General features: G+C 50.6%; 21 protein-coding genes and 1 pseudogene. 7 read left to right on the plus strand and 15 right to left on the minus strand.

The genetic code is table 11. The annotated features are described in order from the left end of the window. Positions 1-5 precede the first annotated feature (5 nt). The 3 genes and pseudogenes from AB8516_RS10020 to AB8516_RS10030 form a co-directional block, all read right to left on the minus strand. Entirely contained in the window at positions 6-1,844 is a 1,839-nt protein-coding gene (locus AB8516_RS10020) for a hypothetical protein (RefSeq protein ID WP_369160319.1), read from the minus strand. 590 nt (positions 1,845-2,434) lie between these two features. Further along, positions 2,435-2,817 (minus strand): annotated as a pseudogene (tnpA, locus tag AB8516_RS10025) (IS200/IS605 family transposase). A gap of 504 nt (positions 2,818-3,321) precedes the next feature. Continuing rightward, positions 3,322-3,783, minus strand: coding sequence for a pilin (locus AB8516_RS10030; RefSeq protein WP_369160321.1), 462 nt, complete (start codon positions 3,781-3,783; stop codon positions 3,322-3,324). A 602-nt stretch (positions 3,784-4,385) separates the two neighbouring features. Between AB8516_RS10030 and pilB the strand changes: the two genes are divergently transcribed. The 4 genes from pilB to coaE are packed head-to-tail and all read left to right on the plus strand — an operon-like array spanning position 4,386 to position 8,848. Further along, a complete protein-coding gene (gene pilB, locus AB8516_RS10035) occupies positions 4,386-6,101 on the plus strand; it encodes a type IV-A pilus assembly ATPase PilB (protein WP_369160323.1) in 1,716 nt (571 codons plus the stop codon). A 3-nt stretch (positions 6,102-6,104) separates the two neighbouring features. Next, positions 6,105-7,334, plus strand: coding sequence for a type II secretion system F family protein (locus AB8516_RS10040; RefSeq protein ID WP_369160325.1), 1,230 nt, complete (start codon positions 6,105-6,107; stop codon positions 7,332-7,334). Between the two features lie 45 nt (positions 7,335-7,379). Further along, positions 7,380-8,252, plus strand: a complete 873-nt coding sequence (locus AB8516_RS10045; RefSeq protein ID WP_369160327.1) for an A24 family peptidase — start codon at positions 7,380-7,382, stop codon at positions 8,250-8,252. Further along, complete coding sequence (coaE, locus tag AB8516_RS10050; RefSeq protein WP_369160329.1) at positions 8,252-8,848, plus strand: dephospho-CoA kinase; 597 nt, start codon at positions 8,252-8,254, stop codon at positions 8,846-8,848. Before AB8516_RS10045 ends, coaE begins: the two co-directional genes overlap by 1 nt. A gap of 180 nt (positions 8,849-9,028) precedes the next feature. On the opposite strand, the gene clpB is transcribed toward coaE, so the two are convergent. From clpB to AB8516_RS10110, 12 genes are all read right to left on the minus strand, one after another. Continuing rightward, a complete protein-coding gene (gene clpB / locus AB8516_RS10055; protein WP_369160331.1) occupies positions 9,029-11,623 on the minus strand; it encodes an ATP-dependent chaperone ClpB in 2,595 nt (864 codons plus the stop codon). Between the two features lie 305 nt (positions 11,624-11,928). Then, positions 11,929-12,429, minus strand: coding sequence for a 5-(carboxyamino)imidazole ribonucleotide mutase (gene purE / locus AB8516_RS10060; RefSeq protein ID WP_069122605.1), 501 nt, complete (start codon positions 12,427-12,429; stop codon positions 11,929-11,931). Further along, positions 12,426-13,583, minus strand: a complete 1,158-nt coding sequence (locus AB8516_RS10065; RefSeq protein WP_369160334.1) for a 5-(carboxyamino)imidazole ribonucleotide synthase — start codon at positions 13,581-13,583, stop codon at positions 12,426-12,428. Before AB8516_RS10065 ends, purE begins: the two co-directional genes overlap by 4 nt. 112 nt (positions 13,584-13,695) lie before the next feature. Then, the gene (locus AB8516_RS10070) at positions 13,696-14,403 is read right to left on the minus strand and encodes a Crp/Fnr family transcriptional regulator (RefSeq protein ID WP_369160336.1); all 708 of its coding nucleotides are present in this window, start codon (positions 14,401-14,403) and stop codon (positions 13,696-13,698) included. A 98-nt stretch (positions 14,404-14,501) separates the two neighbouring features. Next, complete coding sequence (locus AB8516_RS10075; protein WP_369160338.1) at positions 14,502-14,915, minus strand: hypothetical protein; 414 nt, start codon at positions 14,913-14,915, stop codon at positions 14,502-14,504. Further along, positions 14,915-16,768 (minus strand): dihydroxy-acid dehydratase, encoded by a 1,854-nt coding sequence (gene ilvD / locus AB8516_RS10080; protein WP_369160340.1) that lies wholly within the window; start codon positions 16,766-16,768, stop codon positions 14,915-14,917. Before ilvD ends, AB8516_RS10075 begins: the two co-directional genes overlap by 1 nt. Positions 16,769-16,883: 115 nt before the next feature. Then, entirely contained in the window at positions 16,884-19,454 is a 2,571-nt protein-coding gene (locus AB8516_RS10085; RefSeq protein ID WP_369160342.1) for a CHASE2 domain-containing protein, read from the minus strand. A 118-nt stretch (positions 19,455-19,572) separates the two neighbouring features. After that, positions 19,573-20,895 (minus strand): FecR domain-containing protein, encoded by a 1,323-nt coding sequence (locus tag AB8516_RS10090; RefSeq protein ID WP_369160344.1) that lies wholly within the window; start codon positions 20,893-20,895, stop codon positions 19,573-19,575. A 171-nt stretch (positions 20,896-21,066) separates the two neighbouring features. Continuing rightward, on the minus strand, positions 21,067-21,753 hold the full coding sequence (locus AB8516_RS10095; protein WP_069122585.1) for a response regulator transcription factor: 687 nt from the start codon (positions 21,751-21,753) through the stop codon (positions 21,067-21,069). Positions 21,754-21,985: 232 nt separating this feature from the next. After that, on the minus strand, positions 21,986-22,804 hold the full coding sequence (locus tag AB8516_RS10100) for an OmpA family protein (protein WP_069122582.1): 819 nt from the start codon (positions 22,802-22,804) through the stop codon (positions 21,986-21,988). Between the two features lie 49 nt (positions 22,805-22,853). After that, positions 22,854-23,672, minus strand: a complete 819-nt coding sequence (locus tag AB8516_RS10105) for a mechanosensitive ion channel family protein (protein ID WP_108289064.1) — start codon at positions 23,670-23,672, stop codon at positions 22,854-22,856. A gap of 55 nt (positions 23,673-23,727) precedes the next feature. Next, a complete protein-coding gene (locus AB8516_RS10110; RefSeq protein WP_369160345.1) occupies positions 23,728-23,970 on the minus strand; it encodes a GlsB/YeaQ/YmgE family stress response membrane protein in 243 nt (80 codons plus the stop codon). Between the two features lie 190 nt (positions 23,971-24,160). Here AB8516_RS10110 and AB8516_RS10115 point away from each other — a divergent pair, with 190 nt between their 5' ends. The 3 genes from AB8516_RS10115 (at position 24,161) to AB8516_RS10125 (ending at position 25,675) form a co-directional block, all read left to right on the plus strand. Beyond that, positions 24,161-24,496, plus strand: a complete 336-nt coding sequence (locus tag AB8516_RS10115; RefSeq protein WP_369160346.1) for an MTH1187 family thiamine-binding protein — start codon at positions 24,161-24,163, stop codon at positions 24,494-24,496. 43 nt (positions 24,497-24,539) lie between these two features. Then, positions 24,540-25,265 carry a HugZ family protein gene (locus AB8516_RS10120; RefSeq protein ID WP_369160348.1) on the plus strand — a complete coding sequence of 242 codons (726 nt, stop codon included), beginning with the start codon at positions 24,540-24,542 and terminating at the stop codon, positions 25,263-25,265. A gap of 110 nt (positions 25,266-25,375) precedes the next feature. After that, complete coding sequence (locus AB8516_RS10125) at positions 25,376-25,675, plus strand: TusE/DsrC/DsvC family sulfur relay protein (RefSeq protein ID WP_369160350.1); 300 nt, start codon at positions 25,376-25,378, stop codon at positions 25,673-25,675. The last annotated feature ends 1 nt before the right edge of the window (position 25,676 follow it).

The raw sequence follows: 25,676 nt of genomic DNA on the forward strand, positions 1-25,676 counted from the left end.
TACAACTACTCCTTGCTTTTACTCTTGTATCCGGAGTGTTGATACAAATAAGCATCACCATTATAATTACCTCTGAGCATGGATTCAGCTACACTGCTTAAATTCTCATCATCTGTCCTCTTTTTATTTTTTATAAGTAACTCTGCAAAACCTGTCCATTCAATACCATCATCAGGCAACAAAGCATTTTCTGATGAATTTCTGGAATGCCAATCAGTCAACACTAAATTATATATATCAGGTAATATTTTTTCAGGCATAACAACATAGGCAGCAATACTCCACTCCCGAGCAATGGAGTAATTTTTATTGTTCCATGCGTCTATTGCAAAAGTTCTATATAGTTTTGCACTCAATACTTTTGCATATTTAATAAAATTAGAATTTGAAAAAAGCTCTGCAGCTTGCTTATATTCACCTTTTGTCAATGCTTCCATACCAAGGATCTGGGCGTTCAGATCAGATATAAAAAGATCTTTATAAACATGGCCATCATGGACATTATCTTGTGTGTAAGTTCGTAGATTTTTTGCCAAATAGATATTATTTTGCATTAATGCAGCAGTAAACACCTCTGACAAAATGAATATATTGTTTATTTTTGACAATTCTATTGAGTATTCGGTCCTCCCGCTAAACTCTTTTGATGGAACAAACACACACCCAACCGGACCTATAAATGCAAGCGACCACTGATTTGACTGAATAAACCACTCAATTAGAACAGCACGCTTATGATTTATAAGCCAGGCATCCGCATCATTATTTTTAATAAAAGAGTCGATTTTTCCACCTTCAAGAGACAAACCAAGAAATGACTTTATCCATGATTTAAACGGAAAATATCGGGGATCTACAAATAGTTTTTTATCCGGCCATAATTGGTATATTAGATATCCTCCATCATGATATGAATTACCAATATTTTTTCCAGGCATATTATCTCTAATAAATTCAGATTCAGCTTGTGGAAACTCGTGTTCAATCTTCAACATAGCCTCCACTCGACCAACTGGATCTGTTATCGCACTAAATTCATATATTAGTGCTCGCCAAACGATTAAACAAACTAAAAGTAGCGCAATAACAATGATTGTATATTTATAAAAATATTTTTCTGGCCACAATATCGAATTTTTCTTGCTTGAGAGCAGATCCAAACTAGCAAACATAAATACGGGAGCTAAAAAATAAGTTGTACGTATCATTTGAGTAAAAAGTATACAATACGCAATAAATGAAATAATAACTACCCAATCAGTCATTCTGTTTTTCAATTTTTGCCAGATAAGGACTACAAAAACTATCATTAATAATATTAAATAATCTAATAGGAAAAATGGAGGTTCATTAAATATATAGGTTGGAAGATAGGCCTTTATTCCCCTGTAATCCTGAGCCCCTTCAGATGTCACTAGATTTATTATACTGAGAGGTAAATCCATACCATAGGGATTTATCAGTGTTGCCAATGCACAGAGTAGTAATGCAATAAAATAATGCTTACGTAACTTTGCTGACATTGCTTGACTTGAGCTGAACATCATATTGAAAAGCTCACCTACAAAAGTCGATGCAAAAAACAATGAGCTCAGGAAAAACGCACCATGTGTATTCACCCATACCACCATGATCAATGGAAACAAGTAAACCGATTTCCATGCATCGTCTCCAATTGCTCTCGCCCTATAGTAAAGCCACACTACCAAGAACATCATACCCATAGAGAATAACTCAGGCTTGACCAGGAGGGATGGCCAACATAAGCTTATACCTAAAGCAATAACCACCCATGCAAGTGCATTGTCAGCCACATTTTTTGTTACAGAGAAACGCAATGGCATAACTAGAATTGCTAAAAAAACTGCAAATCTCAGAAAAAGCAATCCGCCTACACCAGAAGATTCGTACAACAAATATAGACTGATATCAGAGATCCAACTATTGTAGGTATGATGGGATGTAGCGTTGGACCATGTGAATATTGAATGATCAGCGATCAATGTGCCGGTATCAATGAAATACCTACCAAGCGCCATATGCCACCAAAGGTCTGGAGACGCGATGGGTTTGGCGAGCTTAATTGAAGTAGCAAAGACTATCGACGCGCCAATAAAATAATTTATTATTAACGTCCAATGCCTCTTCTGGCCAAGATTTATCATAGTCAATAATTTCCAGCATCTGAACTGAATTCATTTAAAGAATGTCTACATGAGCCATGTAACGTAACAACATCTCATAATTTGCATATTACTACTATAAACTGGCTTCTTGAATGTTAATTCAGTAAGTATCCCGTGGTAAAGACAAGGGCTTTAGCAATGAAACGCTCGAAGCTACATGTCAAACGGAACCTATCGGCTCTTTTGATCCCTCAAAGGGGATGCTATGTCTATTTTATTTGATCTATCCTGCTGTCTTCAGCTATCTTTTATCGTATATACCCTCGAATCATCTGCTCATCCCTACCAACAGTCTAAGCTATATATCCCCTGGACCAGAAATGATGACAGACATCGTTCCTCTTACGACACATGTTGGTACGGGCCAGGGGGATCGCAAATTCCCCTTTGATAAACAATACTAATCCCGATACCGTATATCTTGGTGGAGTCGATATCATTATATGAACTTGATCATCCATCACATGCCCTTCTTATATCAAACTCGCTTTCTGCCTCGCCAAACGATGAAATTACTTTTCATGCTCCCGCCTGATCCGCCCAAAAGTGCCTTCCGATAGTACTTTGGGACAAACACTATATAGTACTTACACTCCCAACTCGTGTGGCTTAAACTTTCTACTTGTCTCATCGTTTCTCCTTAGCGCGTTTGCTTGACGGCTCACGCATAAGGGTTATTGTGAGACTCTTTAATCTTTCAAACTGTCGATGCCTCTCCAGCAGGGCCGGGGATCCAGTTCTTTTCGTAGTTCCATTATGTAGGCATGGCAAGCTCAATAGCAGAGCCTTCTGTGTATTAAGAATATTTTATACCGCTGAAAGAAGGCGGCTATTCCACAGCATATAGAACTCACAGCTTATGGAATTACCAATAACATACAAAATATTTTGAATGATCTACACCAATAATCTAGCCTTCATTTCACAGTGGCCTTTGGTAACAATAACAAAGGATATTATCCTAACCTTGTCTTCATAGAATAAAATCAACTATCTATATCGATAATCTACAATATGCAAAAGATGAGTATTTGAATAAAAAATAGAACCCTATAAAAACAATACCCCCTAAAAGGGGGTAATGTTTGATGTGGAAGAAGGGGCTAATCCCAAATTAACCCACTACGGCATATAACTAATTACGGCAATTAGCGGGCAAGAATTTAGGCTCAATGGTCGTATGAGTTGAGCAATCCCATTCAATGGTGCCTGCAGAATTATCATTTGCTAGAGCATTCCCATTGATAGTGGGATAGTAAACTAAGTCATTACCTGCCGTGAGTTGGCTAATACCGCCCAGAGTAACGGTAATCAGGCCGTTTGATCCATCAACGGTAATTCCGGTAATTTTATCAGTAATAAGGCTTGCCTGATCATTTGCAATTACACCACTATATCTTGAAAGCCCATCCTGCCCATCATCGGCAAACAATTCAGTAACACCAACTTTGATGGCGCTGGCTGCAATAGCACCTTCAGATACCTTGGCACGAACGGTATAGTCCTGATAAGCAGGCAGCGCAATAGCAGCCAAAATACCGATAATCGCAATGACGATCATTAATTCAATCAACGTAAAACCAGATTGTTTTCTCATAATATTGTCCTCAATCAAAATAGAGACCTATAGCTATATGTCAAATTGAAACGGAACACCCGAATCATGCGGAATAATGAGCAATAATTGTGCCCAAAATTAAAATATTTCATTTTCACCTTAAATAACAATAAGTTACTTTTTAAATTAATTAATATCGAACAACAGACCACTTTCAAAAATAAAGTACAAATGTCCAGATTTCGTCAGAAATTGACATTTTTTTGACTTTCTGCAATTTCATGAGCATACACTTTTTACATCACTTAACCACAAATCCATCAAACTACATGGACAAATCTCTTATCGAATATTAGAGTCAACCTGTAGGGATTCAGGCCCAACATTATTTAATGCCCTGCCCGCAATAAAACATAATCACGTTAAATTGATTCCTATTGGATACAAGACTATATTGCATAAGCATCAATAGGTTGTTACTTGTAGCTCGTGTATAGAGTTAATAAAAGGGTTTCCCAGCTAATTGTGAAATGTATAACATTCACACAGGCAGGCCCACTAATTGGAGCTTCAACCTAAATTATCCAAGATGCCTGCCGACACAGGTTGTTACATGAAAGACAATATCGAATAGTTTAAGGATGGCCAAAGCAAAACAACAAATTAACCTAAGCGGGCTTGGACGTTGCCTGATCCAGGATGGCTTAATCAGTGAAGAAAAGGCAGAGTCCGCCTTCGCGGAAGCACTGAAAAATAAAGTACCCTATGTCAGCTATCTTGTTGAAAATAAAATATTAAATAGTATTGATATCGCCATATCCGCCTCACGAGGATTTGGTGTACCCATCTTCGATCTTGATGTACTTGATCCTGGCGTCATACCTACTGACGAGGTTGCCGAGAAACTCGTCCGCAGCCACCATGCTTTACCCATTTTTCGTCGTGGAAACCGTCTATTTCTTGCCGTATCTGACCCTACCAACCACCAGGGACTGGATGAAATCCGATTCAATACAGGCCTCGCTTCAGAAGCGATCCTAGTCGAGGAGAACAAGCTCAAACGGACTATCGACAAGGTTATGGAGGCCCAGGAATCCGGCATGGATGATTTGCTGGATGCCGACCTGGACAACCTGGATGTCTCCGGTGGCGATGATGAACAGGAAAATGATGAATCAAAGCTGGATGTCGACGAGGCACCAGTCGTCCGATATGTAAATAAAATACTACTGGATGCCATAAAACAGGGTGTTTCCGATGTCCATTTCGAACCCTACGAATACACCTACCGTATCCGCTATCGTCAGGATGGACTGTTACACGAGGTCGCCAGCCCCCCCTCCAATCTAGCCAACCGTCTATCCAGCCGCATCAAGGTTATGTCGCGCATGAATATTGCCGAGAGGCGTGTCCCTCAGGATGGGCGCATTAAGATGCAACTTTCCAAGTCCCGCGCTATCGATTTCCGTGTCAATACATGCCCAACCCTGTATGGCGAAAAGATTGTACTGCGTATCCTTGACCCCACCAGTGCACAACTCGGCATCGAGGCGCTCGGGTTCGAGGAGGAACAGCGCGAAAAGTTTCTTAGCGCCATCAACAAACCCTATGGAATGGTCCTGGTCACCGGCCCCACCGGTAGCGGTAAAACGGTCAGTCTCTACACCGCACTAAATCTGCTCAATAAGCCGGAAGTCAACATCTCCACCGCCGAAGACCCTGTAGAGATTCAGGTACCGGGCATCAACCAGGTTAATACCAATGTCAAAACAGGCCTGACTTTTGCGGAAGCCTTAAGAGCCTTTCTACGCCAGGATCCCGATATCGTAATGGTGGGTGAGATTCGTGATCTCGAGACGGCTGAAATTGCGGTCAAGGCAGCTCAGACAGGCCACTTGGTACTTTCAACTTTACACACCAATGACGCCCCCCAGACACTTACGCGTATGGCCAACATGGGTGTCCCACCTTTCAATATAGCTTCCTCTGTGCTCCTCATTATGGCCCAGCGTCTCGCCAGGCGCCTTTGTGAGCACTGCAAAGCATCTGACGACCTACCTAAAGAGGCACTCTTGGAGGAGGGGTTCACCGAACAGGATATTGACACCGGCTTCACCATCTACAAACCGGTAGGATGTGACCTGTGTACCAGCGGTTACAAGGGTCGTGTTGGTATATTTCAAGTTATGCCCGTCTCTGAAACGATGGGAAAGATTATTATGGAAGGCGGCTCATCGTTGCAATTGGAAGAGCAAGCGGATAAAGAGGGTGTCAATAACCTGCGCCGATCCGGTCTGCGTAAAGTGATGCAGGGGATTACCAGCCTCCAAGAACTCAACCGGGTAACCAAGGACTAATCCATGGCGCCTCCAAGAAAGAAAGCTCAGGTAAAATCCCACCTCTATTCCTGGGAGGGAATGGACAAGAAGGGATCTCGTCTCACGGGTGAAAGCCGTGCAACCGATATCAACATGGTTAAGGCGGATCTGCGCCGACAGGGAGTAACACCCCTCAAGGTCAGAAAAAAGGCCACATCGATATTAAGCACCAAAAAGAAGATTACCAGTGCCGATGTCACTGTCTTCAGCCGACAACTTGCCACCATGATGTCTGCCGGTGTACCCATGGTACAGGCCTTCGATATCGTAGGTCGGGGACATGAGAATCCATCTATGCAGGAGCTGATCCTCACCATTAAGGCAGATGTTGAAGGTGGTACCGCCCTGGCCGATGCCTTGAAAAAACATCCATTGCATTTCGAGGACCTGTTTGTCAATCTGGTTCGTGCAGGTGAACATGCGGGTGTGCTCGAAACGCTACTCCACAAAATTGCCACCTATAAGGAAAAAACGGAATCTATCAAAGGCAAAATTAAAAAAGCGATGTTTTATCCTGCTGCAATCATTGTTGCAGCTATTGTAGTGACAGCAATTTTACTGATATTCGTCATCCCACAGTTTGAATCGCTTTTCACAAATTTTGGCGCTGATCTACCGGCATTCACTCAACTCGTGGTAAATCTATCTCATTTTGCACGAGACTGGTGGTGGGCCATAATTCTTGGGTTTATAGCGGTTGTTTATGTATTTACATATATATGGAAACGTTCTCGCAGTTTTCGACATTCTGTCGATCGTATACTGCTTAAAATCCCTGTGGTCGGCATGATTCTCAATAAATCGGCAATTGCCCGCTTTTCCCGCACACTCGCCACCATGTCGGCCGCTGGAGTACCACTGGTTGAAGCACTCGACTCCGTCGCCGGTGCGACGGGCAATGTCGTTTACAGTGATGCTGTCTTACGGATGCGGGAAGACGTGGCCACTGGTCAGTCTCTGCAGCTTGCCATGAGACAACGTAACCTTTTCCCCAATATGGTGGTGCAGATGGTCTCCATCGGCGAAGAGTCCGGCGCGCTGGATGATATGCTGAACAAAGTAGCCGACTTTTATGAGGAACAGGTCGATAATGCAGTCGATGCTATGAGCAGTCTGATGGAGCCCATTATCATGGTAGTACTGGGCACCCTTGTTGGAGGACTGGTTGTCGCCATGTATCTGCCTATCTTTAAGATGGGAGCGGTAATCTAATCTACATCTCTAACAATTTCGATTTAGAACATTGCAATAATTACCGTGGTTGTTATCAGTTTCCTGCAGGAAAATAGCTGGGCCTTGCTCCTGTTTACAACACTTTTGGGATTGGTAGTCGGCAGTTTTCTCAATGTTGTCATTCTTCGTCTGCCGAAAATGATGGAGAACCAATGGCGCAGTGACTGTGCCGAATTGAATGGCGAACAGGCAACCACACCTTCAGAGTCCTATAATCTCAGCCAACCCGCTTCCCACTGCCCCAAGTGCCGCCATAAGATCCGGTTTTGGGAGAATATCCCGGTCATTAGCTGGCTGCTACTGAGAGGTCGCTGCTCCAATTGCAAGGCTCCAATCAGTCCAAGATACCCGGTTATTGAAGCAATGACCGGTCTATTCTCCTTTGCTGTCGCCTACCATTTCGGCTTCACCTGGGCCACCCTGGCGGCACTCTTTCTGACCTGGGCCTTGATCGCCCTCAGCGTGATCGATTTCGATGTCCAGCTGCTTCCCGATAATATCACTCTCCCCTTTCTCTGGTTGGGATTACTGATCAGTCTTGGGAATGTATTCACCGACCCGCGCACCGCCCTTATCGGCGCCGCTGCCGGGTACCTCTCTCTGTGGAGCGTCTATCAGCTTTTCAAGCGACTCACCGGCAAGGAGGGCATGGGGTATGGGGATTTCAAACTGCTGGCGATGCTCGGGGCTTGGCTAGGCTGGCACTATCTGCCGCAGATCATCCTGCTCTCGGCCCTGGTTGGCGCTGTAGTCGGTATCCTGTTGATCGTAGTGCGCGGTCGCGATCGTAATATTCCCATCCCCTTCGGTCCCTATCTGGCGGCCGCGGGCTGGATCAGCCTGATGTGGGGGGAACAGATCAACACCGCCTATCTGCGCTGGTCCGGTATGATGTGATGCTGGTGATTGCCCTGACAGGGGGCATCGGCAGCGGTAAGAGCGCTGTCTCCTCCCATCTGGAATCCTTGGGCGTACCGGTTATCGATGCCGATCAGCTCGCCCATCAGCTGGTCAGACCCGGTTCACCCGCACTGTTGGAGATTCAAGCCACTTTCGGAGAAGAGCTGGTGGATGGCAACGGGGTGCTGGATAGAGCAGCTTTGCGTAAGACCGTGTTCGACGATCCTCAACAACGCAGACGGCTGGAAGGTATCCTGCATCCCCGCATCAGGGAGGCAATGGAGAGCTGGCTTGCCGGGCAATCCGCCCCCTATGCCGTGCTTGTGATTCCACTCCTGTTTGAAACCGGTCAGATGTCACTTGCCGATCGGGTATTGGTGGTGGATTGCGACGAAACGCTGCAGATCGAACGGGTGCTCGCACGAGATGAGATATCAAGGGAGCAGATCAGACAGATCATCGCCAGCCAGGTCGACCGCCAGACCCGCCTGCAGGGTGCGGACGATGTCATCGAAAACAACGGCAGCCTTGAAGCGCTGATCAACGCCACCGAACGGCTTCACAGAAGCTACCTTAAGATGGCAAACAATTAAGAATATTGTCCGCAGATGAACACGAATAAACGCAAATTTAAGAAATAATAAAGTTGTGTAAAGTTCAGCACGACGCATTATCTGTTTGCAGATTTTTGTGCAATCCTGCCTGTGCAAATTCTCTAAAGCATAATTGGCAACTATTTGCGTTAATTAGCTTTCATTTGCGGACTTATCAACTTAAGCCGCAGTAACCTGTTGTCGTTTGCTGAAGGTCAAACCATCCTCGGTGCTATCCACCTCGATGGTATCCCCAGGCCCGAAGCGGCCCGCCAGGATCTCCTGGGCCAGGGGATTTTCCAGCTGCTGTCTGATCGCCCGTTTCAGCGGCCGCGCGCCATACACTGGATCGAAACCGGCCTCGCCCAGCCGGTCGAGGGCCGCATCGGTGATCACCAACCCCATCTCGTGATCCGACAGCCGCTTGTGCAGGTAGTCGATCTGGATTTTTGCAATGGCCCGGATCTGCTCGCTGGCCAGGGGGTGGAAAACCACGATCTCGTCCAGCCGGTTGATGAATTCGGGACGGAAGTTCTGCCGAACCGTCTCCATCACCGCCGCCTTCATCTCCTGATAGTGTTCCTCACCGGATATCTCCTGGATTACCTGTGATCCCAGATTGGAGGTCATCACGATGACTGTATTGCGGAAATCCACTGTTCGACCCTGCCCGTCGGTGAGACGGCCGTCATCGAGTACCTGAAGCAGCACGTTGAAGACATCGGGGTGGGCCTTCTCGACCTCGTCCAACAACACCACCGAATAGGGGCGACGGCGTATCGCCTCGGTCAGGTAGCCGCCCTCTTCATAACCGACATAGCCGGGGGGGGCGCCAATCAGTCGGGCCACCGAGTGTTTTTCCATGAACTCCGACATATCGATGCGCACCATCGCCTCCTCGGTATCGAAAAGAAACTCCGCCAAGGCCTTGCACAGCTCGGTCTTACCGACACCGGTGGGTCCGAGAAAAAGAAACGAGCCATTGGGCTGGTTGGGATCGGAGAGCCCGGCCCGGGAGCGGCGTATGGCATCGCTTACTGCACGTACGCCCTCTTCCTGACCGATTACCCGTCTGCCAAGCTCCTCTTCCATACGCAGCAGCTTGTCCCGCTCCCCTTCCAGCATCTTGGAGACGGGGATGCCGGTCCATTTGGCTACCACATCGGCGATTTCCTCTTCCGAGACCTTGTTGCGCAACAGTCTCATCTCCTGCATCTCGACCTGGGCCGCCATGTCGAGCTGTCGCTCCAGTTCGGGAATGCGGCCATATTGCAACTCGGACATGCGTGTCAGATCGCCGGCCCTGCGCGCCGTCTCGAGTTCCAGCCTGGCCTCTTCCAGGGACTCTTTGATATGCGTGGTACCCTGCAGCGCCGCCTTCTCCGACTTCCATATCTCTTCCAGATCGGAGAATTCCCGCTGCAGGCGATCGATATGCGCCTCGAGTTCCGCCAGGCGCTTCTTCGAGGCCTCGTCCGACTCCTTTTTGAGCGCTTCACGCTCTATCTTGAGCTGAATCAGGCGCCGTTCGAGCCGGTCCATCTCCTCCGGTTTGGAGTCGATCTCCATGCGGATCTGGGAGGCCGCCTCATCCACCAGATCGATGGCCTTGTCCGGCAGCTGGCGGTCGCTGATATAGCGGTGGGAAAGGGTTGCAGCCGCCACGATGGCGGGATCGGTGACATCCACCCCGTGGTGGACCTCGTAGCGCTCCTTCAGACCGCGCAGAATGGCAATGGTGTCTTCCACACTGGGTTCTTCCACCATCACCTTTTGGAAACGGCGTTCCAGCGCGGCATCCTTCTCCAGATATTGGCGATACTCATCCAGGGTGGTGGCCCCGACACAGTGAAGTTCACCCCGCGCCAGTGCGGGTTTCAACATATTTCCCGCATCCATGGAGCCTTCGGCCTTGCCTGCGCCGACCATGGTATGCAGCTCGTCGATGAACAGAATGATCTGCCCCTCCTGCTTGGCCAGGTCGTTGAGCACCGCCTTGAGGCGCTCCTCGAATTCACCGCGGAATTTGGCCCCGGCGATCAGGGCGCCCATATCGAGAGAGAGCAGCCGCTTGCTCTTCAGACCCTCCGGCACCTCACCGTTGATGATGCGTTGTGCCAGCCCCTCCACGATGGCGGTCTTGCCCACACCGGGCTCGCCGATCAGAACCGGATTGTTCTTGGTACGACGTTGCAGTACCTGAATGGTGCGACGAATCTCGTCGTCACGCCCGATCACGGGATCCAGCTTGCCCTGCTCCGCGCGCTCCGTCAGATCGATGGTGTACCTCTCCAGTGCTTGGCGCTGATCCTCTGCATTCGGATCATCAACATTCTGTCCACCACGCAGTTTCTCGATACTCTGCTCCAGGGCGGCCTTGGATCCGCCCGCTGTACGCAGTATCTCTCCCAGTTCCCCTTTATCCTCCGCAGCAGCGAGCACAAACAGTTCACTGGAGATGTACTGGTCGTTACGTTGTTGAGCCAGCTTGTCGGTCTGGTTTAGCAGCCGTCCCAAGTCATTCGAGATATGCAGATCTCCCGCCGCACCCTCGACGCTGGACAGCCTTTCCATGGCGGCGCTCAGGCTCGAACGCAGCTGGTTGACATTGACATCGGACTGGGTGAGCAGGTGGCGGATAGTCCCCCCATCCTGATTGAGCAGGGCGATCATCAGGTGCACCGGTTCAATGAACTGATGATCACGCCCGACAGCCAGGCTCTGGGCATCCGCCAGCGCCATCTGGAATTTACTGGTCAAACGGTCCATTCGCATGGGTAATACTCCGAAAAATTCTTAGATACCCTACAGATTGGGGAGAAACTCCGGCATTTCAACCTAGTAAGTGTAGCTGGACGGGGTAAATAGTCCGCAAATGAACGCTAATGAACGCAAATTTTTAAGAAGATACTCTGCTCTCTTTTCCATACTCCTGTGTGGGAATGCAGATATCAGCGAGTAGTGGGACAAAGTATGGATTCCCACGGTGGACCGTGGGAACCAGGGGACGCGCTAATAAAGTATTTCGCACTTATTTGCGTTCATCAGCGTTCATTTGCGGACTTTTATACTAGGCAGTATTAGCCACCTTGTTGCTTCGCCATCGCCTCGACCTTGGACATCACCATCGTCTCAAGGGCCTGCTTGAAGTCGATGATGCGTTGTCGCAGCTCGGGCTGGGCGGTGCTGAGAATCTGTGCCGCCAGGATACCGGCATTACGCGCGCCATTGATGGCGACGGTGGCAACCGGCACACCCGGCGGCATCTGCACGATGGAGAGCAGCGAATCCTCGCCGCTCAGGGTCGAGGTCTTCACCGGTACGCCAACGACCGGTAGTGGTGAGATAGCAGCCACCATGCCCGGGAGATGGGCAGCGCCGCCCGCACCGGCAATGACCACCTGCAGACCCCGGTCTGCCGCCTGTTGGGCATAGTCATAGAGTCTGTCAGGTGTGCGATGCGCCGAAACGATGGTCATCTCATAGGGTACCTGCAGCTCCTGCAGCACCTTCGCCGCCTCCTGCATGACGGGAAGATCGGAATCGCTTCCCATGATAATGCCCACAACTGGTTGGTTCATGGATGCTGTTCTCCGTTAATTTTAATCAGATCGCGCACACGCTCCGCTTTATTTCTGGCCGCATCGAGATCCGGATCGAGCACGGTGACATGCCCCATCTTGCGGTAGGGTGTCACTTCCGCCTTACCATACAGATGCAGACAGACACCCTTTATCGACAGGGCCGCCGCCATATTCTCGATCACAGGCCTACCGTGGGCCGCGCTATCACCGAGCAGATTGATCATCGCCGCAGGGGAAAGCAGGTCGGTGGCGCCCAAGGGCAGACCCAATATGGCTCGCAGATGCTGTTCAAACTGATCGGTGATACAGGCCTCGATAGTATGATGACCTGAGTTGTGGGTACGCGGAGCGATTTCATTGACCAATAGTTGGTCATTCCGGGTGAGAAACATCTCAACACCAAATACGCCCACCCCTTGCAGCGCATCGATGGTGCGCGTTGCCAGTGCCTCCGCCGCCGCGGCTATCTTTGCACTCACAGCAGCAGGGCAGAGCAGCAGATCGAGGACATTCTCACCCGGGCGAAAACACATCTCCACCGTGGGATAGGCAATGCACTCCCCTTCCTGGTTGCGGGCAACCATCACCGCCAGTTCCTTCTTGGCGTCCACGAATCGCTCCACCAATGAAGCCACTGGCAGATGTTTGTCGAAATCCTCCGCAACCGGCATCACCGAGACACCGCGACCGTCATAGCCTCCGCGACGCGCCTTTTGCACCAGTGGAAAGCCAAATGATTCAAAGGCTTGTAACTCGGGTTCCGGCATCTCCACAAACTCTGCCGTGGGAATGCCGTTGTGTGCCAGAAACTGCTTCTGCAACAGCTTGTCCTGCAACACCGAGAGCAAAGCGGGAGCAGGGTTGATGCGATGCCCCTCGCGCTCTAGCTGGATCAAAGTTTCTGTATCGATATTTTCCAGCTCGAATGTCACCACATCGCAGGATTCCGCCAGCTCGCGCAATTTTGCAGGATCGTGATATCCACCGATTATCTGATGCCCGGCAACCTGTCCTGCAGGGGAACCAGGATACGGGTCGAGGACCACGCAAGTGCACCCCAGGCGCTTTGCCGCCTTGACCATCATGCGTCCCAGCTGTCCGCCGCCAATGAGGCCGATTCGAGCTACTGGGAATGGGAAACTGTCCTTCATCACTTTCTACTAAAAAAGGTTGATTATCGCCAAGGGAGGAGAGTATACCCGGCAAACAGGAGGAATGCCTCTATGGATGTGAAACCCAAGGCATTTCAAAACCCTATTGCCCTCAAGTGGGTGAAATTTCCCGGTTGATCTTGCCGGTTATATCCGCAAATTCGAGCAGCCCTTTCTCATCCAGCACCTCCACCCGGCTGCCATCCACATGGATCAATCCCTGATTGGAAAAATTGTGCAATATGCGGGAGAAGGTCTCCGGTGTCACTGAAAGCCTGGAGGCAATTACCCCTTTCGGGGTCTGAAGCTCAAAACTGTTGCTGCTGTCTATCCCGGTATGCCATCTTTTCCATAGGAAACTGGCAACACGACAGCTGGCGCTCTGCAGGGTCAATTCATCAATTTCTCGAATGAGATTCTTGAGACGATGACTCATATCCCCCATGAGTTTGAAGCAGGTGTCAATGGAACCCCGCAGTATCTCGAGAAACGGGGCGCATTCGAAACTTAAAAGATAGGTATCACCGATGGCAACGGCATTGACAGGATATTCCGGGTGCTCACCAAACATCAGCGCCTCTGCGAAGGTCTGTCCCGGTGTAATAATCTCGATCACCTTTTCCTGCCCCTGCATGGAGAGGCGTGTCAGTTTCATCTGTCCCTGCAGCACCAGGAAAAAGTGGGTGGCCGGATCGCCCAATTGAAAAAAGAGCTGACCATCCCTGAGCCTTACTTGATGAGCCATCTTTTTCACATGTTCGAATTGACTATCATCCAGGTGAGCAAACAGATAACACCGCTTGAGATCAAAATACACCATCCGCCTCCGGCTGATTACACCTTACTCAGGTTTTTTTATATCCCTAATGAATCAGGGTGAATACTTGTCATGGCTATGTAATTAAACGTTATAGTTATTCAGTTATTATATTTCCAGATCCGATAATAGGATAAACCTCGGCTTCGGTCTGTTAATAGCCAGCGACCATTGTCAAACTTGAATCTGGTCTCCTTGGAAACCTGGCAGACCAGTCCGCTATACGGCCGCTGAAGGTTATCATCACCGCTAACGGTATGGAACCAGTCCACCATTTCTTCGCAATCGCGATAGGCATATTCAGCCTCATTGCGAGGATGCAGGGTCGTCAACTTGGGAGATAGTTTCAACCAGGCATCGAAACCGCGCACCATGGTACCCCCTTCGGCCAGGATATCCACTTCATCGAGAGCGTTCTCAAACGCGTCCTCGAAAATCAATACGGGATTGGTGGCTGTCGGATCACCTCCACTACAACCCGCAATGATAAAAAACAAAATAAAGTGTGGCCGCATCACACCTTATCGAGTTGAGTAAGATCCCGGACAGCGCCGCGGGCAGCCGAAGTTGTCAATGCGGCATATGCCTTCAAGGCTTGAGATACTGTCCGCTCTCTGCCGGCCGGTTGCCAGGCCTGGTTACCCCTTGCGATCATGGTCTCACGCCTTTGCTGCAGCACATCATCGCCCAACGCTACCTGTATGCTGCGCCCCGGAATATCGATTTCGATGATATCGCCCTCCTCCACCAAACCGATATTTCCACCTTCCGCCGCCTCGGGCGAACAGTGTCCGATGGATAACCCGGATGTACCGCCGGAAAAACGACCATCCGTAATCAACGCACAGGCCTTGCCCAATCCCTTTGACTTGAGATAACTGGTCGGGTAGAGCATCTCCTGCATACCCGGTCCCCCTTTCGGACCCTCATAGCGAATGATGACCACATCGCCCGCCTGGATGTTGTCATTCAGTATCGCCTCTACAGCACTCTCCTGACTCTCGAAGATACGTGCCGGCCCGCGAAACTTCAGATTCGATTCATCTACACCGGCCGTCTTGACGATACATCCCTGTTTTGCCAGGTTGCCATATAGGACGGCCAATCCCCCGTCTTGGGAGTAGGCGTGTTCGAGATCCCGAATACAGCCCTGTTCTCTATCGAGATCCAGGTCGGGCCAGCGGGACGACTGGCTGAAAGCTACCTGTGTGGGCACGCCACCGGGTGCCGCCAGATAGCGGTTTCGCGCCTCCTCCTCCATGCTGCGAACGATGTCCCAGCGATCGATCGCTTCACCGATACTGGCCGCATGGACAGTCGGCACATCGCGATGAACCAAACCTGCACGGTCCAGTTCTCCCAGGATGCCGATCACCCCACCAGCCCGATGCACATCCTCCATATGAAACTGTTGCGTGGCGGGGGCGACCTTGCAAAGGTTAGGCACTTTACGACTCAACCGGTCGATATCGGCCATGGTGAAATCGACTTCACCCTCATAAGCAGCGGCGAGCAGATGCAGTACGGTATTGGTGGAACCACCCATGGCGATATCCAGACTCATGGCATTCTCAAAGGCCTTGAAGGTCGCCACATTGCGCGGCAGGGCCGCGGCATCCTCCTGCTCGTACCATCGTTTAGCCAACTCGACGACACGATGCCCCGCTTCCAAAAAGAGCTGTTTCCGGTCGGCGTGGGTCGCCAGCAGCGAACCATTACCGGGCAACGACAGCCCTAAGGCCTCGGTGAGGCAGTTCATGGAGTTTGCGGTGAACATGCCTGAGCATGAGCCACAGGTGGGACAGGCGGATCGCTCGATCTTCTCTACATCCTCGTCGCTCTCATCCGGATTGGCAGCCGATACCATGGCGTCGACAAGATCAAGGTGGTATTCCTTGCCATGCAACCGGACCTTGCCCGCTTCCATGGGACCACCGGAAACAAACAGGGTCGGGATGTTCAATCTCAGTGCAGCCATCAGCATGCCCGGGGTAATCTTGTCGCAATTGGATATGCAGACCAGCGCATCGGCACAATGTGCATTGACCATATACTCCACGGAGTCGGCTATGATATCCCTTGATGGCAGGGAATAGAGCATGCCGCCATGCCCCATCGCGATGCCATCGTCCACGGCAATGGTATTGAACTCTTTGGCCACTCCACCAGCCGCCTCGATCTCTCTTGCAACCAGCTGCCCAAGATCCTTCAGATGTACGTGGCCCGGAACGAACTGGGTAAACGAGTTGGCGATCGCAATAATCGGTTTATCGAAGTCGCCATCCTGCATGCCTGTGGCCCGCCACAAGGCCCTGGCACCGGCCATATTGCGCCCATGGGTGGTCGTACGGGAACGGTATTGCGGCATCGGTCACTCCGGATAATCTGTCGAAAACGCCCATTATGCACGCTTTTCCTTGCCGCAAACAAACACCCTCGACACGGTTTTAGCGACCTGCCATCCCGTGCGGACAGTAAACGCTTTAAGGCGACGCACTATCCTCACACGGCAGATTGAGTGTAAACACCGCACCGCCATTCTTCCCATTATTCGCCGCTACCGATCCATGATGCTTTTCCGCGACCACCTTGACAAAACTCAGCCCCAGACCAACACCTTTTTTGCGCAGGATTTGATTTGAATCCGCCTGCATAAACGGCATAAAGATGTCATTCAACTGGTGCTCCGGGATACCGGGACCCTGATCCTCGATTTCACATATCAGTCGAGAGTGTTTGATCGACAGGGTCATCGTCACCTGGCTCTGTGGCGGAGAGAATTTAATCGCATTCTCCAGCAGGTTGACCAGGGCCCGCTCCAGCAAGCCCAAATCACCCCGCAACCACATTTCATCCTCGTTAAACAGCCGCTGCAGCCTTACCTGCTTGGCTTTGGCCTGGACATAGACCTCGTCTACGGCATTATGTGCCACCTCAATAAAATTGGTATCGGTGAATGAGGTGGTTTCGGCAACCTCGGCCCGTGCCAGGCGCAGGAAGTTATCCGCCAATTTTAGCGAGCGGCGCGCCAAAGGCTGAATCTGTTCGGCCATCTCCTTTGCACTCCCATCCAACAGCTGCCTGGACTGAGTCAATGAGAGCAGAGAGGTGATGGGAGAACGGATATCGTGGGAGAGAAAATTAAGCATCTTTGCCCGCGTGCGTTCTGATCGCTTCAACGCGCCGATATACGAGAGGTTAATGATCATACCCGGAAACTCAGTATCAACCGCTTCGAGGGCCTTCAGCTGGACAAACAGTTCAGTGTCGGGGGGTCGAACGGCTTCAAAACGTACAGGCTCTTTATGCAGCAATACCTTCCTGAAGACTTCCTGCCAGGTATCCGCACCCTGTATCTCCAATACGCTCAACAGGTGATAGGCATCCTCGCCCAACAGCTCCTTTTCGGCCGGATGGCCAAGATAGAAGGAGGTTCGGGGATTTGACATCACAACCTGCCCCAGGCCATTGATGACCATCAGCCCGTCATCCATCTGTCCCACCGCATTACTGATCAGATGGCGAAAGCGCTGCAAACGGGCATTGGCCTCCTGCATCTGCTGCATACGCAATTCCACTCTTTCCAGCACACTGTCCTGTTTGGCTTCTGATTCAAGTGAGAATTGCAGGGCGAACTCATCGACCAGTTTCATCGAGCGGCCCACAGGCACCTCATTTCTCGGCCAGACCAAACCCAACCGCCAGGCCGTATCCGGTCGTTGTATCTCAGTCCATAGCTCTGCGCCTGATCGCTGCCATGCGCCGATTGCCAGAGACTCCAACGGCGGCCCCAGTGCGGTGCCGTTTTGCAGCAGTTGCTTGCCGCTGCCGGCATCGTAGAGCACCCATCCCTGCAACGGCATTAATCTGGCAAGAAACTCCATTGCCGTAGTCATATCGCTGGGAGGCTGTTCTACCGGCAATAGACGCTGTTCACTTTGCATGCGTTCAAGCTGTTCGTTGAGATAACGCACCGCTTGATCAAGGCGTCGCCAACTCCATAGTGGATAACTCAGCAACAACCCGAGCAAGGCGGCGGATGGCGGGAACCAATACTCTGCCCCACGCAGTAGTGCAATGGTAAAAAGAAAAAAGCCAACCAGAAGAACCAGTGACACGAGCGGTGCCGCTCGGGTGGGAAAGTAGGGGTAGAGGACAAAGGGAAGAACCACGACCAGGGCGCTGCCCAACAAATGGGGCAGATAGGGAACCGGGGTAATCGCCTCATCCTGTCTCAAACTCTGCAGGACATTGGCGTTGATCTCCACACCAGGCATAGGCACCCCATAGCCGGACACAGGGGTAGGCAGGGCATCGCCTATCCCAGTCGCCGTAACACCAACCAATACAACCTTGTCGCGGAAGAGATCGGGTAAAAAATCGCCATCGAGTACCTGACTGTAGCTGTATCGGTGATAGTGACCTGCCGGACCATAAAAGGGTATCAGGCGATGGGTATGTCGGTTGATTGTGTGGATATTCGGCGCCTGCCGGCTGGTGGGTGCGGTACGCATTCCCTCCCTCCCGGGCTCTAACCAGTTCAACACAGACAGCATCAAATGCGGCCAATACGCCTGGCCCAATCCTTCATAGAGAAACACGCCACGGGCAATACCGTCGGCATCCAGATCCATATGCACATGCCCCAGCCCCGCAGCCACATTTGAGAGCGCCGGCAATGGCATCGACTCCACCAACATTCCTCCCTGCCGATGCTCTTCCAGAATAACCGGCATAAACACGCGTTCACTGGCGGCGATTGCCTGGATCAGTTGGTTGTCTGATTCGGGATCGATTCGGTCTGGCTCGGCGAACAGGATATCGAGGATAATGGCTCTGGCCCCTGCCTGGGTGAGCCGGTCCACAAGCTTTGCGTGTATCTGACGCGACCAGGGCCAGCGTCCCAGGGCTTCCAGGCTCTTCTCGTCCACCGCGACGATAATGATATCTTCAGCAACGGGTTTGGAGATAAAACCCATCTGTAAATCATACAACAGCAGATCCCATCGCCAGAGCCAGTTGCTGGCCGCCAACAAGCTGGTTAGCAGCAACATGATCAAAGCACTGCGTGTACGTTCTGAGTACGTCTTGGATCGTGTCACCGTGCCTGTAGGATTTATGTCATCCCTCATCTTTTACCTGTCATGGAAGCTCCACCATCACACTGCGCCATCACCAAACAGGTATACCGATACGGTATATATCGGATCGTGATCGATCATCGTTAATCGCAGATAGCGCCTCCACACCGATAAAGTAGTGCCCTGGGGGCAAGGGTTGCAAAATGAATGCGTTATCTTCGGACAACCTGGTGAAAAGCTTATCCTCAAGTTCGATATCTCTGGCAAGAATCAACCTATACGCCCAAGCACCCGCTACCTGTGTCCAACGGATATGGATACCATGACGACTGAACTGCGGTCGAAAGAGCGTCGGCGCTGTCAGTCCTTCAGGCTCCGCCCGCACAGGTAATGGCGCCACCGCTTCCAGGGTGAAATTACGATAGGCATTGAATCCCTCAAATCCCAATTCGTCAATACCTCTCAATACGATCCGGTAATCACCCGCAAGCAGTCGCGGCAACTCAATACGATTGTCCGAACTCATTCCCCCTGCGACCATCATTTCCTCCCTGTTGATAAGCTGATAGCGATAAGCAGCCGCCCCGTCAAGCGGTGACCATTCAATCACCACGCCATCCATCGTGAATTGGTGTGTCATTTCCGTCAGATCCGGCTGTGCCAACAGCGCACGCGGGGGAGACGGGGGCTTACCCTTTTCTATCAGAGTCCCCTCTCCCTGTTCAACCAATACAGTCTCACCTTCAGCGGTGATGTTGACCCCCCCCTCAGTCACTTCACTGCGGGTCTGTTCATCCCCGGCATCCGAAAAGACGCGAAATTTCGTGCCACGGACCATGGTCACTGCGGCCGGGGTGTGTATTTCATATCGATATTCCGGCTTTCTAAGTGGCTTGATGCGATTCTCGATTCGCCCCCGTTGCAGGCGAATCCTAGTATCCAGCATACCCATGCCATGAAAAGATGAGAGTGCATCGAATACCACTTCACTCTCTTCGCCAATCAACAGTGTGGAATTATCCGCGAATTGTAATGAAACTGAAGCACCGACACCGGTAGAAATTCTATCACCAGCATTGAGCATCGTACCTGCTACCAAAACGATTGATACGCTCGCTCCCGTTCGCTGCAGAGAGGCATCCCCGAAAACACTTTTGACCTTTACGCCCGCAAGCACCTCTTTCAGCCAGTCGATCGGCACACGGATCTCAGTTCCGATCGGAATTTCTGTGTTATTGGCGATACCGTTGTAGATCTGTAATTGCTCGGGGGTGAATTCCGACTTGAGGAAGCGTTCTGCGACGATGGAAAGATTCTCTCCCTCGTGAATTCGATAGGCCCAGTCTTCCGACCATGCCTGTCCCGTTATCACGACTAGGACGAAGAACAGGAGCGATGTGATGATTCTAGTCATCTTGCCAGTTACTCATCGACCACAATTTGGACTTGAAGATCACTCAATCGGCTTCCGCTCCGGACCTTCGAAATGACCCTATGTGTTCGATTTCAGGATAATATTACTGGCGATCCATGCCGGAATCAGCATGCAATAGGATATACCCGCTCAAGCCGGGATTCCAGCGAACTACTCTTGCTCGGTCAGCTGCTCGAGACGGTAACCTTGGTGATAGACCGCCTTCAGACGCCATCCGTTCTCCGGTGTCAGACCGAGTTTACGGCGGAGTCGACTGATATGAGTATCCACAGTACGGGTCATCAGGCCCGGTCCGAATCCCCATATGCTCTCCAGCAGATGGTCGCGGGAAAGCAGGCGTCCGATGTTGGTGAAGAGCATCCACGCCAATTGAAATTCCTTCTCCGTCATATCCACAGGCTCACCGTTCAAGGTGAGCGTTTTGTTATCCTTGTTAAGTGAAAAACCACTCACTTCCAAATGATCGCGCCGACCACTATGCCGCCTGACCAGGGCTTTGATCCGTGCCAGCATGATTTCGCGGTTGACCGGTTTCGCCAGGTAGTCATCGGCACCTTTTTCCAGCGCTTCGATGATGTCAGCTTCACCATCCCTGTGGGTGATAAAGAATACGGGCAGATCCCACTCCCGGTCGCCTCGCAACCAGGAGAGCACCTCTACACCGCTTTTTTCCGGTAATTCCCAATCCATTATCAACAAATCATAGGTTTCATGACGCAACTCACGCATAAAAGCATCAGCATTATCAAATGCCCTGCAGACATAGCCTTCAGCTTCCAACCATTCCTTCATTACCGCTGACTGCACTTTATCATCTTCCAAATAGGCTATTCGCATAGATGACTCCAAGGTAGTTAACGTCATACAATCCCACCATACTGGCGAGGATTCAAACACACCGGACATACCTGCTGCGGCTGTTCAGGATTCAGCTGATCCATGCCTACTAACTGACCACTGCCTGGCGATGGTGTCAACATAAGTGTTCTCATAATACGCAGTAAGTTCCAGGCAACAGCATGACAAAAGTCAAGCTGTTGCCTTAATGAACATTGTTTATTGACAATATTTAGTCAAGTTTCAATTCGACACGCCGATTCTGCGCGCGCCCTTCTGCTGTTGCATTGTCGGCAACGGGAGACGCTTCCCCCATCCCCTTGGTGGTGAACAGTGCGCCATTCACTCCCTGTGCCTTAAGATTGTCAGCCACTGCCTTCGCACGCCTCTCGGAAAGGGACTGGTTATAGGCCGCAGAACCCGTGGAGTCGGTATGTCCGATAACCTCAATCGATTTGATATCGGGACGTGCCTTGAGTGAATCGGCAATTTGGTTCAATGTGGATGTGTATTCACCGCTGACCTTATCGCTGTTGAGATCAAACAGGACATTCTGCAAGACGATCTGAACCGCGCACCCGGCATCGGTTACCGTAGCGCCGGCAGGCGTATTCGGGCAGTCATCCTTACTGTCGGCCACGCCGTCGCCATCACTATCCAGCTCACAGCCACTGGCGTCGACCTTTGCGCCGGCAGGCGTATCCGGGCATTTATCACTGCTGTCGGCCACACCGTCTCCATCACTGTCGAGGGCGCATCCTTTGTCATCGACCTGTACCCCGGCTGGCGTACCGGGGCACTGGTCCTTACTATCCACAACACCATCATTGTCGGCATCGCCTTCAGCCTTTGTCATTTCCATTGCCGGCTCACCGAAACAGCTGGTATCAGCCGGTGCCTTGTCACGGTGGGAGGTGGTCCAACACTCACCATAGCCGGTACGCCAAACCGAATTAACACTATCGTAGGCCAGTCCCTTTTCTGCCACTGCGTGACTACTGATCAGTATCGGCGTTAAGGCCAGGGCTATGGCAATTCTTTTAATGTGCATAATCAAACCTCCAGGTTTTTTTAAATTACGGATACGGCGGCTACAACTCCTAGGCAGCCGTCGCTTGAATCATATGAATATCCCGTTGCGGGTAGGGAATACTGATACCCTGCTTATCAAATGTCGCCTTGATGGCTTCAAGCAGCGCTGCCCGCGTCACCCAGTAATCCCCAGATTTCACCCAGGGACGTACAGCAAAATCGACGCTGCTCTCGCCCAATTCCAACAACATAATCGTCGGCGCGGGATCTTTTAGCACTGTGCTATCGGCATCGAGGATCTGCTGCAGCAGGTCTCTTGCCTTTTTAATGTCATCGTCATAACCGATACCGATCACCAGATCGATTCGTCTTGTGTTCCTGGCGGAATAGTTGATGATAGTGCCGCTATATATTTGCGCATTGGGCATGGTGATCTCGCGGTTGTCACCGGTCTTGAGAACCGTGTGGAAGATGCGGATCTCCTCAACCACGCCGGACACACCGCCTGCTTCGACGAAATCCCCCAATTTAAACGGCCTGAAGATGATCAACATCACACCCGCAGCAAAGCTTGCCAACGAATCCTTCAATGCCAAACCGACGGCCAGGCCTGCAGCACCCAGAATAGCCAGTGCAGATGTTGTATTGACACCGAGTTGCTCCAACGCGGCAAGCACCACCACTGCCAGCAGTACTGCGTATGCGATATTACCGAGGAAACTGATCAGCATCTGGTCGATGTCCCCTCTCTCCATGAGTCTTTTCAGCGTACGGGTCAGCAATTTTGCTATCCATCGACCGATAATGAACACCAACAGTGCCATAACGATCTTGGTTCCCCAGGGAATAATGTAAGTGTTCAAAATAGTCTCTATTGTAAGATCCATGAATCTTCTCCCGTCATTGTTGCGATACTGTCTCTCTGCTTGGCCAAATTGATGTTCAACGCTTGTTGGCCAGTCCGGTGATGGTAAGAACAAGTATCGCGCCAGCTGTTGCAGTGATCAATGACGGGAGCAACCCCTTGCTGTCGACCGCAAAAAATTCAAAAAGATATCCACCTATCAATGCCCCCAGAATCCCCAGAAACAGATTACCCGATAGCCCATGGCCATGGCCTTTCATAACCACCCCGGCCAGCCAGCCGGCAGCCATACCAACCAATAGAAAAGCCAGTACGCTCATATCTGTCTCGGCCTTTGAGTACTGCCTGCAGCTTAGGGCAATCCCTGCACCGGAATAAACCCAAAGCCTGTGAAGAATTGTTAAATCGATATTTCATTTTCCAAATGCCAACCACTCATCCATGCCCAATCCAGGGTAAAATATCTCAGATGTATACTATGGTTGTGTTGAGAGATTCAGAGAGCGAGTCATGTCGGTAATATTGGAATTCAGTATCTTCCCCCTGGACAGAGGGGTGAGCGTCAGTGAAGAAGTGAGCCGGGTGATCGAAATGATCGACAGCACTGGAATCGAATACCAATTGACAGCGATGGGAACCTTGATAGAAACCCCGAATATCACCCAGGCCCTGGCGATTGTTGAGCAGGCTGCCCAGATTATTCATGGGACTGGATGCCAGCGCGTTTATGCCGCGATAAAGATCGACAGCCGCCCAGCCAGAGAACACGGCCTTCAAGGTAAAATAGAGTCCATTCAAAAACGGCTCGGAGAGGTTAACCTCAATCCGGGCATCGAGTCTGATTAGCAGAACTACAAAGCTTTAACTGAACCACGGTGAGAACAATAAAATGAATACCGAATCATCAACGGGAGAGCTGTTAAAAGATATAAACAAACTCTGGTCGGAAAGCTATCACGGTTTACTGTCTACTCATTCAGTAAAATACCAAGGTTACCCATTTGGTTCACTTTTGCCCTTTTGCCGCGATACGAAGGGCAACCTTCTATTGCTGATTTCTCACCTGGCGCAACATACAAGGAACCTCGAGCACGACCCTCGCTGTTCCCTGACACTGACTGGCCAGGGGGATGGCGATGTGCAGCAGCTGGCGCGGCTTACTTGCCTGGCGCAGGCCGAAACTGTCAATTCAACTGCCGCAGCCGAGCGATACTTTCGTTTCTATCCGGAGGCACGCCGCTATCGGAAAGAGCTCAACTTCCGTTTCTATCGACTGGATGTGAAACACTATTACTATATCGGCGGATTCGGATCTGCCCGCTGGTTTGATCCAAGCCGTATCCCGCCGCCCATCCCCTTTTCAACTGCGGATGAAGCGGAATTGCTTTACCAGTTGAACTCCCACAACCATGATCTGCCGAAACAACTGCTCGATAGCAATGGCATACCGGCCGATACCCCCGTCGAAGTTGTCGGTCTTGATCCCTTCGGATTGGATGTCCGCCTGACCACGGGCTTGAGGCGCCTCCAGTTTAAAACCAGTTGCGAAGATAAATCAGCATTCCTGAAACACATTTTTGCACTCTCCAACGCTTCCACATCAGACACGCCTTAGACCGGATTCCTAAAACCAGGATTTTTTTGGGGTGGAAACAGACTGGTATTTCACATTAAACTTCGCTTCGAAAATAACCTACCTTTTTAGTTGGTAATAGGAGAGGCAAAATGAATACAGAACTACCCGAGCGCGATGGAGATGGTTATCTCGCCGATATGAACGCATGGACCCCGGAAGTCGCCAGAGCCATGGCAGAAGACGACGAGTATGAACTCACCGATGAGAAATGGCAGCAGATCCTGAAAGCTCGGGAGTATTATGATGAGTTCAACGTAGTGCCGCCTATCCGCAAATTCTCAAAATATCTCGGCGCCGATCAGAAAGCCATGTTCAAGCTCTGGCTTACGGGTCCGATGAAACCGATTACCAAATATGGCGGGCTGCCAAAACCCACCGGCTGCGTCTAAT

Source organism: Candidatus Thiodiazotropha sp. LNASS1, assembly GCF_964212655.1.
GTDB lineage: Bacteria > Pseudomonadota > Gammaproteobacteria > Chromatiales > Chromatiaceae > Thiodiazotropha.

Excerpts from the sequence above, each read along its gene's own strand:
- AB8516_RS10105 (WP_108289064.1), bottom strand. The coding sequence starts at position 23,672 with ATGGATCTTACAATAGAGACTATTTTGAACACTTACATTATTCCCTGG.
- AB8516_RS10120 (WP_369160348.1), top strand. The coding sequence starts at position 24,540 with ATGAATACCGAATCATCAACGGGAGAGCTGTTAAAAGATATAAACAAA.
- AB8516_RS10085 (WP_369160342.1), bottom strand. The coding sequence starts at position 19,454 with ATGTTGCTGCTAACCAGCTTGTTGGCGGCCAGCAACTGGCTCTGGCGA.
- AB8516_RS10075 (WP_369160338.1), bottom strand. The coding sequence starts at position 14,915 with ATGCGGCCACACTTTATTTTGTTTTTTATCATTGCGGGTTGTAGTGGA.
- AB8516_RS10065 (WP_369160334.1), bottom strand. The coding sequence starts at position 13,583 with ATGAAGGACAGTTTCCCATTCCCAGTAGCTCGAATCGGCCTCATTGGC.
- clpB (WP_369160331.1), bottom strand. The coding sequence starts at position 11,623 with ATGCGAATGGACCGTTTGACCAGTAAATTCCAGATGGCGCTGGCGGAT.
- AB8516_RS10125 (WP_369160350.1), top strand. The coding sequence starts at position 25,376 with ATGAATACAGAACTACCCGAGCGCGATGGAGATGGTTATCTCGCCGAT.
- coaE (WP_369160329.1), top strand. The coding sequence starts at position 8,252 with ATGCTGGTGATTGCCCTGACAGGGGGCATCGGCAGCGGTAAGAGCGCT.
- AB8516_RS10030 (WP_369160321.1), bottom strand. The coding sequence starts at position 3,783 with ATGAGAAAACAATCTGGTTTTACGTTGATTGAATTAATGATCGTCATT.
- pilB (WP_369160323.1), top strand. The coding sequence starts at position 4,386 with ATGGCCAAAGCAAAACAACAAATTAACCTAAGCGGGCTTGGACGTTGC.
- purE (WP_069122605.1), bottom strand. The coding sequence starts at position 12,429 with ATGAACCAACCAGTTGTGGGCATTATCATGGGAAGCGATTCCGATCTT.
- AB8516_RS10070 (WP_369160336.1), bottom strand. The coding sequence starts at position 14,403 with ATGGTGTATTTTGATCTCAAGCGGTGTTATCTGTTTGCTCACCTGGAT.
- AB8516_RS10100 (WP_069122582.1), bottom strand. The coding sequence starts at position 22,804 with ATGCACATTAAAAGAATTGCCATAGCCCTGGCCTTAACGCCGATACTG.
- AB8516_RS10110 (WP_369160345.1), bottom strand. The coding sequence starts at position 23,970 with ATGAGCGTACTGGCTTTTCTATTGGTTGGTATGGCTGCCGGCTGGCTG.
- AB8516_RS10020 (WP_369160319.1), bottom strand. The coding sequence starts at position 1,844 with ATGCCATTGCGTTTCTCTGTAACAAAAAATGTGGCTGACAATGCACTT.
- AB8516_RS10115 (WP_369160346.1), top strand. The coding sequence starts at position 24,161 with ATGTCGGTAATATTGGAATTCAGTATCTTCCCCCTGGACAGAGGGGTG.
- ilvD (WP_369160340.1), bottom strand. The coding sequence starts at position 16,768 with ATGCCGCAATACCGTTCCCGTACGACCACCCATGGGCGCAATATGGCC.
- AB8516_RS10090 (WP_369160344.1), bottom strand. The coding sequence starts at position 20,895 with ATGACTAGAATCATCACATCGCTCCTGTTCTTCGTCCTAGTCGTGATA.
- AB8516_RS10095 (WP_069122585.1), bottom strand. The coding sequence starts at position 21,753 with ATGCGAATAGCCTATTTGGAAGATGATAAAGTGCAGTCAGCGGTAATG.
- AB8516_RS10040 (WP_369160325.1), top strand. The coding sequence starts at position 6,105 with ATGGCGCCTCCAAGAAAGAAAGCTCAGGTAAAATCCCACCTCTATTCC.